Below are 14,058 nucleotides of genomic sequence, written 5' to 3'. Positions count from 1 at the left end.
GGCGGGCCGCACGGCCCGCGGCGGGCCACGCCGGGGGAGCGGCGCGACCCCGCCGAATCAAGATCCTTCGACGGTACGCGGCGTGCGGACCACCGCCACCGGAGCCGACGCGTGGTGCAGCACGGCGTGGCTCACCGAGCCGAGCAGCAACCCGCTCAACGGGCCGCGTCCCCGCGCACCGACCACCACCAGCTGCGCCGCCCGGGACTGCTCCACCAGCGCCCGGGCCGGTGATCCCCGCACCAGCAGCCGCCGCACCGGCACCTGCGGATAGCGCTCGGACCAGCCGGCCACCGACTCGGCCAGGGTGCGGTCCTCGGTCTCGCGGAACGCGTCCAGGTCGTAGACCAGCGGCAGGATGTCACCGGGGCCGGCTGGGGCCGGGTAGAGCCAGGCGTGCACCGCGACCAGTTCGGTGCCGCGCCGGGCCGCCTCGTCGAACGCGAACCCGACCGCCTGCTGCGACACCGGTGATCCGTCCACCCCGACCACCACCGGCCCGTCCGCCCGCGGTTCACCCCGTACCACCAGTACCGGGCTTTCCGCCCGGGCGCTGACCTGCACGGCCACCGAGCCGAGCAGCAGCCCGGCGAAGCCGCCCAGACCCCGGTTGCCGAGCACCAGCAGCGCGGCGGCGTCGGCCTCGGCGAGCAGTACGGCCGCCGCCGCGCCGTCGACCACCGCACCGGTGACCGGCACCTCCGCGGCGATCTTGGTGACTTCGGCGACTGCCTCGGCGACGTACTGTTCGGCCTGGTTGCGCAGGCCACCGTCGGCCGGTGCGCCCGGGGCCGGGCCCAGCGGCACCCCCATCAACGGCCAGATGAACGCGTGTACCACCCGCAGCGGACGGCGCCGGTATCCGGCCTCGAGCGCCGCGGCGCGCACCGCGTGCAACGCGATCTCGGAACCGTCCACCCCCACCACGACCGGGGCGCCCGTGTCGCTCGTCATCACGTCCTCCTTCGCCTCTCGCTACCAGCCTGACCCACCCGGCCGGCCCGCCGACCCGGTTCCGTCGGTGGGTCGCCACCCGCGGCGCCACCGGACGGCGCCGAGGGGCGGGCCAGCCACAGCAGCAGACCGGGCAGGACGCTCACCGCGGCGCAGGCGAGCAGCTCCACCGCGCCCAGCGGCGCGGTGCCGAGCAACTCCCGCAGCGGTGCCAGCACCACCCCGGCCACCTGCAGCAGGGCGGAGGCGGCCACCGCCAGCGGCAGCGCCGGATTGCCCCGCCGCCCGCCGGCCGGACGCGGTGCGCGTACCGCCAGGGCCACCCCGAGCTGGGCCAGACCCAGCACCACGAAGACCACCGACTGCCAGGGCCGGTCCCACCAGGCGGCGAGCACTCCGGCGCCGAGCGTCACCGCCGAGATCAGTGCCCCGGCGACGACGATCTGCCGGCCCAGCCCCGCGCCCAGCACGGACTCGTGTGGCGAGCGTGGCGCCCGGTCCAACGTCCCCGGCTCGGCCGGTTCGGCGCCCAGAGCGACCCCCGGCAGGCCGTGGGTGAGCAGGTTGATCCAGAGGATCTGCGCCGGCAGCAGCGGTACCGGCAGCCCGAACAGCGGCCCGAGCAGCATCACGGCGATCTCCGCGACTCCGCCGGAGAGCGCGTAGCGCAGGAACCGGCGGATGTTGTCGTAGATCCGGCGTCCCTCGCCGATCGCGGTCGCCACGGTCGACAGGTCGTCGTCGACCAGCACCAGGTCGGCCGCCTGCCGGGCCACCTCGGTGCCACCACCCATGGCGACGCCGATGTCGGCGCGGCGCAGCGCCGGGGCGTCGTTTACCCCGTCCCCGGTCATCGCCACCACGTGCCCGCGGGCCTGCAACCCGGCGACGATGTCGAGTTTCTGCTCCGGCTGGGTACGCGCGAACACCCGGGCCTGCGCAGGGGTCTCGGCCGCCTCGCCGGTGTCGCCCCGCACCACCGGATCACCGGCCTGCCACACGCCCAGCTGCCCGGCGATCGCCGCCGCGGTCGCGGGGTGGTCGCCGGTGACCAGCACCAGCCGTACCCCGGCGGCGGTGAGACCGGCGGCGATCTGCGGCGCCGCGGCGCGCAGCGGGTCACCGACCGCGACCAGGCCCACCGGGCGCAACCCGACCGGCCGGGCCGGGTCGGGCGGCGGGGCGTCCACCAGCGCCGCGGCCAGGGCGAGCACCCGCAGCCCGGCGCCGGCCATCCGGTGTGCGGCGGCGTTCAGCTCGGCCAGTTCCTCGTCGCTGGCGTCCAGCAGCGGTGTGCCGAGCACGCTCTCCGGTGCGCCCTTGCAGACCACCAGGTACCGGCGGTCGCAGGAGCGGTGCACCGTGGTCATCCGGCGTAGTTCCTGGTCGAACGGGTGCTCGGCCACCCGTGGCCAGGCCGTGCGGGTGCGCTGCGGGTCCAGTCCGCAGCGGGCGGCGAAGGCCACCAGCGCCGCCTCCAACGGATCACCGACTCCGGTCCACTCGGGTCGGTCGTCGGACGGCGGGGCCAGTGTCGCGTCGTTGCACAGCAGCCCGGCCCGGGCCAACCGGCGCAGCTCGTCGCCGACGGCGACCGGCGTACCGTCGCGGTGCACGGTGCCGTGCGGCGCGTACCCGGTGCCGGTGACCCCGTACCGGGTGCCGTCGGCGGTCTGCGCCTGCTGCACGGCCATCCGTCCCTCGGTGAGGGTGCCGGTCTTGTCCGAGGCGAGCACGGTGACCGAGCCGAGCGTCTCCACCGCGTGCAACCGACGGGGGATGGCCCGGGAGGCGGCCATCCGTCGTGCCCCGAGCGCGAGCGCCAGGGTCACCACCGCCGGCAGCGACTCCGGTACCGCGGCCACCACCAGGCTGACCGCGGTGACCGCCATCTCCACCAGCGGCCGGCCACCGAGTACGCCGACGACGAAGACCAGCCCGGACAGCAGCACGGCGGCCAGGCCGAGGATGCGGCCGAGCCCGGCGAGCCGACGTTGCAGCGGGGTGGCGGCCGGTCGGGTGGTGGCCGCCAGGCTGGCGATGCGACCCAGCGCGCTCGCCGCGCCGACGCGTACCACCCGGCCGCTGCCCCGCCCGACGGTGACCACGGTGCCCGCGCTGACCTCGTCGTCCGCCTCGCGGGCCACCGGCACCGACTCGCCGGTCAGCGCCGACTCGTCCAGCCGCAACCGGTTCGCGTCGACCAGCAGCAGGTCGGCGGGGACCACGTCACCGGCCTCGACGCGTACCAGGTCACCGCGGACCAGCCCGGCGGCGGGCAGCACCACGTCGCGGCCGTCCCGGACCACCCGCGCGGTCGGCGCGGCCAGCTGGTCGAGTGCGGCGACGGCCCGGTCCGCGCGTACCTCCTGGACCACGCCGATCGCCGTGTTGACGGCGACGACGAGCAGGATCACCGCGGTGTCCGGGTAGTCCCGCAGCACGGTGGTGACCACGGCCGCGGCGAGCAGCAGACCCACCAGCGGGTCGGTCAGCTGCCGCAGGATCCGGACGGTCAGGTGCCGGCGCGGCGGTGCCGTGGCGACGTTCGGCCCGTCGACCGCGAGCCGCGCGGCGGCCTCGGCGGACCCGAGACCACCGGTGGGTGCCGGTCTGGTGACGGTGTCAGTTCCCATCGGTACGCCTCTGCCGACGCCCGCGCGTGCACCTCGTCACCCGTGCCCACCCCTTGTGCCCGGGACGCCCGGCGGTCGTCCTCCGGCACCAGCCTGACCCGACAGCACGGGACTCGGCAGAGGCGACCCGCCCACCCGGACCGGGACCAACGGCCCTGCCGCGCGTGCGGCGTCCGACCCGGCCCTGTCGCGCGTGCGGCGTCCGACCCGGCCCTGCCGCGCGTGCGGCGTCCGACCCGGCCCTGTCGCTGTCCGGACGCGCGCGGGGGTACCCGGACGAGCGGTCAGTGGCGGTCGAGGGCCGACTGCAGCCGTTGGATGAGGGTCTTGCGGCCCTTTCCGGCGCGTTCCGCGCGCAGCGCCGCCCGGAGCTGGCCGGCGTCGAGGTCGCGGACGTGTCGGATCGCCTCGGCGACGGGCAGTTCGGTGAGCGGTGGCCCGTTCGCGGCGTCGCGGCGGGCCCGCCTGGCCGGCCCGGTGTTGGCGACGTACTGCTTGCCGGTCTTGGACTCCCGGCGTTTCTTGGTGTCGGTGGCGCGTTGCTGTGCCGCGGTCAGCTCGTGCCAGGCCCGCTCGGGGAGGTACCGGTCGGTCTCGCCGTCGTGCCGGGCCCGGGTGGTGCCGCGCCGGTTCTGCCACTTCTGGTCGCCCCAGCGCTGGAGGGACTTCTGTCGTTCGTCCTTCGGGCCCTGATAGCCGCCGCCGCGCTTCTGGTACTCCTTCGTGAGCAGCTGTGACTTGCGCGCCGACCACTGTCCCGGCCGGCCGCCACGGTCGGACGCCCGGAGTTCGTCCTTGAGTTGTTCGCGCAGCTCGGGCTTCGTGTATCGCGCCATGCCCGCTGGGTACCCGCGGCGACGCGGTACTCACCGACGGGGCGACGGTTTCAGGGCGCGAAACATTGACACACGTCGGTTACCGGGAATACCTTCATTTCGGAACAGGAAAGCGCTTGCGTCCCGCCGCGGTACGAAGTCCGCGGGCCGTGGCCCCAGCCGTGCAGTGGTTGACGTGGGGCGGCCTCCGTCGCGTAGTGGGAGCGCTCCCAGCTCTGCGTCGTCGCCGTTGATAGCTCGTCGACCACCACTCCTGGAGGACACCGAAGCGATGAGAAACGTCAAGGGAAGATTCAGAGCCAACGCGGCCCGGCTCTCCGCCGGTGTCGTACTCCTGGCCTCGGCGGCGGTCGCCACCGCGTTGCCGGCCGGCGCGGCAGCGGCGGGCTGCTCGGTGAACTACGCGGTGGCGTCGCAGTGGCAGGGCGGCTTCGGCGCGAACGTCACCATCACCAATCTCGGCGACCCGGTCAGCGGTTGGACGCTCACCTGGAACTACAGCGCCGGTCAGCGGGTCGCCGAGGCGTGGAACGCCACCGTGACCCAGAGCGGTGCCGCGGTCACCGCCAGGAACGTCAGCTACAACGGCTCGATCGCCACCAACGGCACCACCTCGTTCGGCTTCAACGGCTCCTGGAGCGGCAGCAACCCCGCGCCCACGAGCTTCGCGCTCAACGGGGTGACCTGCACCGGCGGCACCACGCCCACCACCCCACCCACCACGCCGCCGCCGACGAACCCGCCGCCCACCGGGGCGGCCGACATCACGGTCAACAGCGCCACCCGGTACCAGACCGTCGACGGGTTCGGCGCCGCGGTCTCCATCTGGGGCAGCGCGTGGTCGACCGCCGAGACGCAGACCCTGGTCGGACTGGGTGCCAACCAGCTCGGCCTGTCGATCGTCCGGACCGGCATCTCACCGGTCTCCGGCGAGTGGCCGACGCAGGTCAACGCCCTGCGCACGGCGAAGTCGTACGGGTCCAACGTGAAGATCCTCGCCTCGCCGTGGACGGCACCGGCGGCATGGAAGACCAACAACAGCCGGATCAACGGCGGCAAGCTGCGCACCGACCGCTACGCCGACTACGCGAACCATCTGAACAGCTACGTCCAGTACATGCGCGGTCAGGGCGTGACGATCGACGTCACCTCGGTGCAGAACGAGCCGGACTGGCACCCGGACTACGACTCGATGGACTGGAACGGCACCGAACTGCGCAACTTCGTCCGCGACCACGGCACCCGGGTGCAGAACACCAGGCTGATGGTCGCCGAGGCGGTGAACCTGAACTACACCTACACCGACCCGACCCTGAACGACACGACCGCCCGCAACAACATCGGCTACATCGGCGGTCACCTCTACGGCACCGAGGCCTCCGGCCGGCTGCGCTCGTACCCCCTGGCCGACCAGCACAACAAGCCGGTCTGGATGACCGAGTGGAACCTGCACGCGGCCGACGGCAACGGCTCCAACATCTGGGGCAACCCCGCCAACCAGACGGTCTGGAACGAGACCCTCGACGACATCATGCGTACGGTGCACCGGTCGATGGAGGCCAACTGGACCGCCTACGTCTGGTGGTACGGCAAGCGCTACTACTCCTTCATCGGTGACGGCGAGTCGGCGTACGGCACCCAGGCGGGTGCACCGCTCAAGCGCGGCTACGCGTTCTCGCAGTACTCGAAGTACGTCCGTCCCGGCTACCAGCGGGTCGCCCTGGGCAAGAGTTCCAAGGCCGCACCGCTGGAGGTGACCGCCTACTCCGGCGGCGGGAAGACCACACTGGTGATCCTCAACCGGTCGAATAGCGCGGTCAACAACGCCGTCGTCCAGGCACCGCAGAACGTCACGCGAGCCGAGCACTACCTCACCTCGATCAACGCCAACGCGGCCAGCCAGCCGGTCGGCGTGAACGGCAACCAGGTCAGCGTCAACGTCGGCGCCCGCAGCATCTCCACCGTCGTGCTCACCCACTGAGCACCGGCACGACGCGACCCGGTCGGGCGGGTGGGGGGCGGCGCTTCGCCGGCCCACCCGCCCCACCCCGCGTACCGGCGACGCACTCAGCGCTGCACCACCAGCCGGCGGGCGCCCAGCAACCGGGCCCACCGGGGACGCGGCGTGCGCGGCGCCGGTGCCGGCACACCCCGAAAGCTGACCCAACCGCCCGGCCCCATCGTCAACGCGCCGACCGCGGGCGGCCGTCGCCGTCCCCGCAGCGCCACGCCCGCCCCGAGCAGCCCGAGGGCCAGCAGCCCGGCCGTGGCGGTGATCAGCCGGTCCGGATCGAGCAGCATCCGGTAGCGGACGCCGCCCGCACCGGCCACGAACATGCCGACCGGCCGACCGGCACGGGTCACCGGCACCAGCACCACCGGCGGTGTCGTGGGCAGTTGCACCGCCGGGCCGACGGGCGGCGCCGGGGCCCGCGGCGCCGGTTCGGCGACGCCCCGGGCCGGGACGGTGGCGGGCATCGGACCGGTGGCGTTGAAGATGGCGGTCATCGCGGGTGCCTCCTGTCGGGAGTCGGAACCGGCGGCCGGTCGCACCGTACCGTCAGGTTCTTGGTACCAGCGGCGGCACCGGCCACGGCAGGGCCGGATGCCGGTGGGCGCCGGGCCGTAGGTCCGCATCCGGGTGCGTATCGTCGGGCCGATGAGCGACGACCTGCGGCTGCGTGCGGTCAGCGAGGACGACCTGCCGGAGTTCTACACCCATCAACTGGACCCCGAGGCCAACCGGATGGCCGCCTTCGGCCCCACGGATCCGGCCGACCCGCGAGCGTTCGCCGCGCACTGGGTGCGGATCCTGACCGGCCCGCACAACGTGGCCCGGACCGTGACCGTCGACGGCGCGGTGGTCGGCTACGTGCTGGCCTTCCCCGCCGACGGCCGGACCGAGGTCAGCTACTGGATAGACCGACAACGCTGGGGTCGCGGCTACGCCACCCGCGCGTTGACCGCCCTGCTGTCCGAGGTGATCCGCCGGCCGCTGCATGCGCGGGCGGCGACCGACAACGTCGCCTCGCTGGCCGTGCTGCGCCACTGCGGCTTCGTCGTGCGCGGCACCGACCGGGCGTACGCCCCGGCCCGCGGCCACGAGGTCGACGAGTACGTGTTGGAACTGCCGGCCTGACCGCTACCGGGTGCCCCGGCCCGCCCCGGCAGGTGCCCCGTCGTGGCGCTGACCAGGGCGGGCACTACTCTCGCGGGGTGAACTGGCTGGAACTCGCCGGCTGGGCCGGCTCGGCGCTGCTGGTCTGGTCGTTGCTGCAGACCCGGATCCTGCGACTGCGGGCCCTGAACCTCGTCGGCTGCCTCGTCCTGATCGGCTACAACACCGCCGTGCAGGTGTGGCCCATGGTGGGACTCAACGTCGTCCTCGCGGTGATCAACGTGTGGTACCTGCGGCGGCTGCTGACCACCCGCCACGACGACCAGACCTACCAGGTGGTCGAGGTGGGGGCCGACGACGCGTTCCTGGCCCACACGCTGCGGGTACACGCCGGCGACATCGCCCGCTTCAACCCCGGCTTCCACTCCGGGCAGCTGACCGGCCGCTCGGCGTTCCTGGTGGTCCGCGCCGACGAGGTGGTCGGTGTGGTGCTGGCGCACGACGCGGGCGACGGGGTGGCCCAGGTCGACCTGGACTACGTCACCCCGCCGTTTCGGGACTTCACCCCGGGCGAGTTCGTCTACCGGCGCAGCAGCCTGTTCACCGACCGCGGTTTCCGTCGGGTGGTCAGCCCACCCGGCATGGTCGGCCCGTACTACCTGCGCATCGGGTTCCGCCGCGACGGGCAGTCGTACGTGCTCGACCTGCCCGGCTCGGCGGCCGGCGACGCCGGATGATTCACGCGCTCGGCGAGTGGGCATAGGCACCGCTACGCCAGCGGGGCTTCCGCCGGCGCCGCCGGTCGGCGTGGTCCAGCGAGGGAGAGCCGGGCGTGCACAGCTACTGGAGTCAGCTGGCCCTGGTGGGAGTTCTGATCGTCATCAACGCGATCTTCGCGGGCAGCGAGCTGGCGCTGGTGTCGCTGCGCGACAGCCAGGTCCAGCGGCTGGCGCGGACCAGCCGGGCCGGTGCGGTTCTGGCCAGGTTGGCCCGGGACCCCAACCGGTTCCTCGCCACCATCCAGATCGGCATCACCCTGGCCGGTTTCCTCGCCTCGGCGGCCGCCGCGGTGTCCCTGGCCCGACCGCTGGTGCCGCTGTTGGACGTCTTCGGCCGGGCCGCCGAGCCCGTCGCCATCGTGCTGGTCACGCTGGCGTTGACCTTCGTCACGCTGGTCTTCGGCGAGTTGGCCCCCAAGCGCATCGCGATGCAGATCCCGGAGCGGTGGGCGCTGCTCGTCGCCCGCCCGCTGGATCTGCTCGCCGCGCTCACCCGGCCCGCCGTGTGGTTGCTGGGCGCCACCAGCGACCTGGTGGTCCGCCTGGTCGGGCTGAACCCGAAACCCGAGCGCGACGAGATCAGTCCCGACGAGCTGCGTGACATCGTCGCCGGCAACCACGGCTTCACCAAGGAACAGCAGACCATCATCGCCGGGGCGGTGGAGATCGCCGACCGCCGGCTGCGGGCCGTGCTGGTGCCCCGACTTCGGGTGTTCTGCCTGGACAGCGGCACCACCGCGGAAGCCGCCCGGCTGGTACTGGCCGCCTCCGGGCACTCCCGCGCGCCGGTGGTCCGCCACGGCGGCCTGGACGAGACGGTCGGCGTGATCCACCTGCGGGACCTGGTGGGCGTACGGGACGACCAGCCCGTCGACGAGTGTGTCCGGCCGCCGATGCTGCTGCCCGATGCGGTGTCGGTGGTCGACGCGCTGCGCCAGTTCAAGGCGGAACGCCAGCACATGGCCCTGGTCGTGGACGAGCGTGGCGCCGTCGACGGCATCGTCACCCTGGAGGACATCCTGGAGGAGATCGTCGGCGAGATCTACGACGAGACCGACCGGGACGTACGCGAGGTGCGCCGCGACGCCGACGATGCGTTGCTGCTGCCCGGCACCTTCCCGGTGCACGACCTGCCGGACATCGGCGTGGAACTGCCCGCTCGCCCCGAGGGCGACTACACCACCGTCGCCGGCCTGCTACTGGCCGGGCTCGGCCGGATACCGGCGGTGGGTGAGCAGTTGACCGTGGACGGTTGGCGTCTGGAGGTCACCGAGGTCGACGACCGGGCCATCTCTGGGGTACGGCTGCAACGCTGCGCCGAACCGGCACCGACCCCCGACCAGGACCAGGACCAGGACCAGGACCAGGACGGGGCGTCGGCACGACCGGAGGCGGACTCGGTGCCGGTGCCGACCGGGTTCGACACCGGCCGCTGACTCACCCCGACGGCCGCTCGGCCCGCAGGCCCGGCACCGGCGGATCGAGCCGGATCCGGTTCAGCGGCACCTGCACCGTGCGGCGGCTGAGCAGCCGGGCCACGGCGCGGATCGCCCAGGGCCCGGACGGGTGGCGTTCCGCGCCGATCAGGCGACCGCTGAGCCGGCCGTACCAGTGCCGCGTCACCACCAGATCGGTCAGCCGCAGCGGACCGTCGGGTGTACCCCGTACCACCAGGTCGACCACCCGACCCAGCCGGCGGCCCCGCTCGTCGTACACGGTCCGCCCGAGCAGCTCACCCGCCCGCACGCCCGGCCCCCGGGATCCGACCGATCAGATGCCGGCGCAGCCATTCCTCCACCGGCGAGGTGGGCAGCTGCTCGGCGCGGATCCGCAGCCACACCGCGCTGTCGACCCGATCGACCAGCCCGTACGGGATCCGCAGCGGCACCATCGGCCGGTCGGTGACGAACCGTTCCGCGGTCAGCACCAGCATCCTGCCGATCCGGCCGCCGACCCGCAGCCCGAGCGCGCCGGGGCCGGTCAGCAGCGTCCGCAGGTACGGCACCCCGTCCGCGTCGAGCGCGAACTCCACGTCGTCGACCTTGCCGACCAGCCGACCGTCGACGTCGACGAGTTGGCGGTCGAGCAGTTGGCGGCTGACCTGGATCCTCACTGCCCCATTCTGGTCCCGATGGCCACCGGTATGGCGGCGATCGCCGCTGCCACGATGACCAGCAGCAGAACGGCGCCGAGTGCGTTGAGCCATCGGCCGTTGACCCGGTCACCGAGGTAGGTGCGGTCGTTGGCCACCACCAGGATCGGCAGGTAGGTCAGGGGCAACGCCACCGCGCTGATGATCAGCATGTACTCGGTGAGCGCCACCGGATCGATCGTGGTGAGCAGCAGGAGCACCCCGAGCAGCACGCTGACCAGCAGCACGGTGTGGAAGCGGGCCGCTTCGCGGGGGCTGACCCGCTTGCCCCACTGCCAGCCGAAGTACTGCGCGGCGGCGTACGCGGCGGAGAGCCCGGTCTCCAACGCGGCGCCGAAGGTGACCGCGAAGAACGCCAGCGCCGCGATCGCCAGGCCGACCCCACCGAAGGCCAGGACGACCGGGTGCGCGACCTGGCCGAGGTCGGAGACCGTCAGCCCGGCGGGGCGCAGCACGACGGTCGCGGTGGCGATCAGCGACAGCGCGAGGAAACCGCCGACCGGGAAGCCGACCAGCACGCTGAACCGGGCGTCGGCCAGGTCGGCGGCGCTCCACCGTTCCTCCACCCCACCCGAGGAGAAGAAGAACACCTCGTACGGGCTGACGGTGGAGGCGAACAGCGCCACCGCGACGAACCAGTACGCCCCCCAGCCCTGCCCGCCGTCGTCGATGCGCACCGCGCTGCGCCCGAGTTCCGCCCAGTCCGTCGGCAGCCAGAACAGCGCCACGGCGAAGACCACCAGGGCCAGCCCGGCGAGTCCGAACACCCGCTCCATCACCGGGAAGCGCATCCGCCACAGCACCAGCCAGACCGCCGCCCCGGCCACCGGCACCCAGATCAGGTACGGCACTCCGCTGACCAGTTGCAGCGCCAGCGCCACCCCACCCAGCTCGGCGGCGAGTGTGATCACCGTGACCAGGTACGACGCGACCAGGTTGAGCAGCGCCATGCGTGCCCCGAGGCGCTCGCGGACCAGGTCGAACACCGCCCGACCGGTCACCGCCGCGATCCGTCCGGCCATCTCGGCGTACGCGCAGATGGCCACCACACCGAGCAGCAGCACCCAGGTGTGCGCCATGCCGAACCGGGCACCGGCCTGCCCGGCGGCGACGAGGTCGCCGATGTCGACGAAGCCGCCGACGGCGGAGAGGATGCCGAGCGTGGCGGCGAGGAGTTTCTTCACGTCGACGGGGGCGCGGGCTCGGTCATCGACGCGACGATATCGCCACCTAAGCCGCTATCTACCGCAAAGCCGGCATTGTCCGGTGCCGGTGTCCCGCCACATCGGCGCTGCGGAGCCCAGTCGACGCGGCGTCCGACGACGCGGGCAGCTGTCCGCGTGCCGCAGTTGACGCAGATGGCCCGGTTCGATGCGGCATGGGCGGTGCCGCCCCCGCTCCGGGTCAGCTGTCGGCGTAGAGGTTCTGCAGGCGAACCTGGCCGCGGGCGACCAGCCGGCCGTCGGAGTCGTTGATCTCCACCTGCCACAGCTGCTGGCTACGCCCCCGATGCAACGGGGTACCCACGGCGGTCAGCTCGCCGTCGCGGACGGCCCGCAGGAAGTCGGTCTGGTTCGACACGCCGACCACCCGGCCACGCGCACCCAACCAGAGGCCACCGCCCACGCTGGCCGCCGTCTCCACCACCGAGCAGTAGACCCCGCCGTGCTGGATGCCGTACGGCTGGTGCAGCTCCGGCCGTACCCGCCAGCGGACCGTCACCCGGTCACCGCTGGCCTCGCCGAACTCCAGGCCGAGCAGGGCGAAGAAACCACCCGAGAACTCGGGAATCTCCATCACGACCTCCTCGATCTCGGCGCCGTCAGCCTACCGAGGGCGGGCCGGCGCGAACCCGATAGGCCCGGCACCGGTGCATGGGGGAGAATCGGTGACCGTGACCGACAGCAACCTCCCGCTGGCCCGGCGGGACTCTCTCACCGACGACCTGCGGTGGCGCGGCCTGATCCAGGACTCCACCGACCCCGACGAGCTGCGGGCGCTGCTCGACGGCCCGGCCGCCCCGTTCTACGTGGGCTTCGACCCGACCGCGCCCAGCCTGCACGTCGGCCATCTGATGCAGGTCACCACGGCCCGCCGCCTGCAACTCGCCGGGCACCGCCCGCTGCTGCTCGTCGGCGGGGCGACCGGGCAGATCGGCGACCCCAAGGAGAGCGCCGAGCGCACCCTCAACCCGCCCGAGGTGGTCGCCGGCTGGGTGCGGCGCATCCGCGACCAACTCGCGCCGTTCGTGTCGTACACCGGCGACAACGCGGCCCAGCTGGTCAACAACCTGGACTGGACCGGCGAGATGTCGGTGGTCGAGTTCCTCCGCGACGTGGGCAAGCACTTCCCGGTCAACAAGATGCTGGCGCGGGAGGTGGTCCGCGCCCGGCTGGAGAGCGGGATCAGCTTCACCGAGTTCAGCTACCAGCTGTTGCAGGCCAACGACTTCTTCGAGCTGCACCGCCGGCACGGCTGTCGCCTCCAGTTCGGCGGCTCCGACCAGTGGGGCAACATCACCGCCGGCGTCGACTACGTACGCCGTCGCGGCCTCGGCCCCGTGCAGGGCTTCACCACCCCCTTGGTGACCAAGTCGGACGGCTCCAAGTTCGGCAAGACCGAGGGTGGTGCGGTCTGGCTCGATCCGGAGATGACCAGCCCGTACGCCTTCTACCAGTTCTGGATCAACGTCGACGACCGGGACGTCGGGCGTTACCTGCGCTACTTCAGCTTCCGGTCCCGCGACGAACTGGAGGCGCTGGAGAAGGAGACGGCGGAGCGCCCGGCGGGTCGGGCCGCCCAGCGCGCACTCGCCGAGGAACTCACCACCCTGGTGCACGGCGAGCGGGAGATGGCCCAGGTGGTGGCGGCGAGCCAGGCGCTGTTCGGCCGGGGTTCGCTGGCCGAACTGTCGCCGGTGACCCTGCGCGCGGCGCTCTCCGAGGCCGGCCTGGTACGCCTCGGAGAGCTGCCGGAGGTGGCCGCTCTGCTCAAGGAGTCCGGCCTGGTGCCGAGCATGAAGGAGGCTCGCCGGGTGATCGCCGAGGGTGGTGCCTACGTCAACAACAACCGGGTGACCGAGGCCGACGCCGTGCTGAGCGCCGACGACCTGCTGTACGGGCGGTACCTGGTGCTACGCCGGGGCAAGCGGTCGTTCGCCGGGGTCGAGGTGGACGGCGGCTGACCTGCCGGTCGAGGAGTGTGACGGGGAACGCGCCCGGCGGATTTGACGATCAAACCGCCGGGCGCGTAACTTTCTCTCTGTCAGCGCGGAACGGACGAAACAGGTCGAAAGATCTGAGGCCGGAGCGCAGTCGATCTCCCCGGTTCGAGTGGGTACGTCCCGCCGGCATCGGGGCCGGGTGGTGCCCCTACATCCGCTGCGAGGCGGATTTGGCGAGGCGGAACCGACCGGGTAAGGTTGACGATCGGCAGGGCGCCAGGCGCGCTAGCGGGAGACCGCAGCGGCTGGTCTGCCAAAGTCACGACAGAAGCGGCGAAAGCCGGTTCGATCGTGGTGCCCGGAAATGGGTTGAAGCGTGACAAAGCGGTGCGAGCCGGTTTGACACGGTAGAAACCACCG

The 14,058-nt window shown here is 72.7% G+C and carries 13 protein-coding genes; 5 read left to right on the top strand and 8 right to left on the bottom strand.

Going from position 1 to position 14,058, the window contains the following annotated elements; genetic code table 11:
* Window positions 1-57 precede the first annotated feature (57 nt).
* The 3 genes from D2L64_RS14195 to D2L64_RS14185 all read right to left on the bottom strand — a co-directional run bounded on the left by D2L64_RS14195 (window position 58) and on the right by D2L64_RS14185 (window position 4,426).
* The gene (locus D2L64_RS14195; protein WP_119576416.1) at window positions 58-954 is read right to left on the bottom strand and encodes a universal stress protein; all 897 of its coding nucleotides are present in this window, start codon (window positions 952-954) and stop codon (window positions 58-60) included.
* Complete coding sequence (locus D2L64_RS14190) at window positions 954-3,590, bottom strand: cation-translocating P-type ATPase (protein WP_119576413.1); 2,637 nt, start codon at window positions 3,588-3,590, stop codon at window positions 954-956. The genes D2L64_RS14195 and D2L64_RS14190 overlap by 1 nt, the downstream gene beginning before the upstream one ends.
* A gap of 284 nt (window positions 3,591-3,874) precedes the next feature.
* Window positions 3,875-4,426, bottom strand: a complete 552-nt coding sequence (locus D2L64_RS14185) for a hypothetical protein (RefSeq protein WP_119576410.1) — start codon at window positions 4,424-4,426, stop codon at window positions 3,875-3,877.
* Window positions 4,427-4,697: 271 nt separating this feature from the next.
* Here D2L64_RS14185 and D2L64_RS14180 point away from each other — a divergent pair, with 271 nt between their 5' ends.
* Complete coding sequence (locus tag D2L64_RS14180; RefSeq protein ID WP_119576407.1) at window positions 4,698-6,407, top strand: cellulose binding domain-containing protein; 1,710 nt, start codon at window positions 4,698-4,700, stop codon at window positions 6,405-6,407.
* 86 nt (window positions 6,408-6,493) lie between these two features.
* On the opposite strand, the gene D2L64_RS14175 is transcribed toward D2L64_RS14180, so the two are convergent.
* Window positions 6,494-6,934 (bottom strand): hypothetical protein, encoded by a 441-nt coding sequence (locus tag D2L64_RS14175; RefSeq protein WP_119576812.1) that lies wholly within the window; start codon window positions 6,932-6,934, stop codon window positions 6,494-6,496.
* A 151-nt stretch (window positions 6,935-7,085) separates the two neighbouring features.
* Here D2L64_RS14175 and D2L64_RS14170 point away from each other — a divergent pair, with 151 nt between their 5' ends.
* The 3 genes from D2L64_RS14170 (at window position 7,086) to D2L64_RS14160 (ending at window position 9,759) form a co-directional block, all read left to right on the top strand.
* The gene (locus D2L64_RS14170; RefSeq protein ID WP_119576404.1) at window positions 7,086-7,565 is read left to right on the top strand and encodes a GNAT family N-acetyltransferase; all 480 of its coding nucleotides are present in this window, start codon (window positions 7,086-7,088) and stop codon (window positions 7,563-7,565) included.
* 77 nt (window positions 7,566-7,642) lie between these two features.
* Window positions 7,643-8,281 carry a YgjV family protein gene (locus tag D2L64_RS14165; protein WP_119576401.1) on the top strand — a complete coding sequence of 213 codons (639 nt, stop codon included), beginning with the start codon at window positions 7,643-7,645 and terminating at the stop codon, window positions 8,279-8,281.
* Between the two features lie 95 nt (window positions 8,282-8,376).
* Window positions 8,377-9,759: a hemolysin family protein gene (locus D2L64_RS14160; protein ID WP_119576398.1), complete on the top strand. Its 1,383-nt coding sequence runs from the start codon at window positions 8,377-8,379 to the stop codon at window positions 9,757-9,759.
* Window position 9,760: 1 nt separating this feature from the next.
* On the opposite strand, the gene D2L64_RS14155 is transcribed toward D2L64_RS14160, so the two are convergent.
* The 4 genes from D2L64_RS14155 to D2L64_RS14140 form a co-directional block, all read right to left on the bottom strand.
* Window positions 9,761-10,069 carry a PRC-barrel domain-containing protein gene (locus D2L64_RS14155; RefSeq protein WP_119576395.1) on the bottom strand — a complete coding sequence of 103 codons (309 nt, stop codon included), beginning with the start codon at window positions 10,067-10,069 and terminating at the stop codon, window positions 9,761-9,763.
* Complete coding sequence (locus D2L64_RS14150) at window positions 10,056-10,436, bottom strand: hypothetical protein (protein WP_119576392.1); 381 nt, start codon at window positions 10,434-10,436, stop codon at window positions 10,056-10,058. The genes D2L64_RS14155 and D2L64_RS14150 overlap by 14 nt, the downstream gene beginning before the upstream one ends.
* Window positions 10,433-11,659 carry an NRAMP family divalent metal transporter gene (locus D2L64_RS14145; protein ID WP_119576389.1) on the bottom strand — a complete coding sequence of 409 codons (1,227 nt, stop codon included), beginning with the start codon at window positions 11,657-11,659 and terminating at the stop codon, window positions 10,433-10,435. Before D2L64_RS14145 ends, D2L64_RS14150 begins: the two co-directional genes overlap by 4 nt.
* A gap of 220 nt (window positions 11,660-11,879) precedes the next feature.
* Window positions 11,880-12,272 (bottom strand): PaaI family thioesterase, encoded by a 393-nt coding sequence (locus D2L64_RS14140; RefSeq protein ID WP_119576386.1) that lies wholly within the window; start codon window positions 12,270-12,272, stop codon window positions 11,880-11,882.
* A gap of 91 nt (window positions 12,273-12,363) precedes the next feature.
* Here D2L64_RS14140 and tyrS point away from each other — a divergent pair, with 91 nt between their 5' ends.
* The gene (gene tyrS, locus D2L64_RS14135; protein ID WP_407663102.1) at window positions 12,364-13,659 is read left to right on the top strand and encodes a tyrosine--tRNA ligase; all 1,296 of its coding nucleotides are present in this window, start codon (window positions 12,364-12,366) and stop codon (window positions 13,657-13,659) included.
* The last annotated feature ends 399 nt before the right edge of the window (window positions 13,660-14,058 follow it).

This window comes from Micromonospora radicis (assembly GCF_003583405.1).
In the GTDB taxonomy this organism is placed as follows: domain Bacteria; phylum Actinomycetota; class Actinomycetes; order Mycobacteriales; family Micromonosporaceae; genus Micromonospora; species Micromonospora radicis.
The sequence above is the reverse complement of the archived record's forward strand: the minus strand, read 5'-3'. Positions and strand labels throughout refer to the sequence as shown.

Coding starts and splice junctions, on each gene's coding strand:
- D2L64_RS14195 (WP_119576416.1), bottom strand. CDS start 954: ATGACGAGCGACACGGGCGCCCCGGTCGTGGTGGGGGTGGACGGTTCC.
- D2L64_RS14190 (WP_119576413.1), bottom strand. CDS start 3,590: ATGGGAACTGACACCGTCACCAGACCGGCACCCACCGGTGGTCTCGGG.
- D2L64_RS14185 (WP_119576410.1), bottom strand. CDS start 4,426: ATGGCGCGATACACGAAGCCCGAGCTGCGCGAACAACTCAAGGACGAA.
- D2L64_RS14180 (WP_119576407.1), top strand. CDS start 4,698: ATGAGAAACGTCAAGGGAAGATTCAGAGCCAACGCGGCCCGGCTCTCC.
- D2L64_RS14175 (WP_119576812.1), bottom strand. CDS start 6,934: ATGACCGCCATCTTCAACGCCACCGGTCCGATGCCCGCCACCGTCCCG.
- D2L64_RS14170 (WP_119576404.1), top strand. CDS start 7,086: ATGAGCGACGACCTGCGGCTGCGTGCGGTCAGCGAGGACGACCTGCCG.
- D2L64_RS14140 (WP_119576386.1), bottom strand. CDS start 12,272: ATGGAGATTCCCGAGTTCTCGGGTGGTTTCTTCGCCCTGCTCGGCCTG.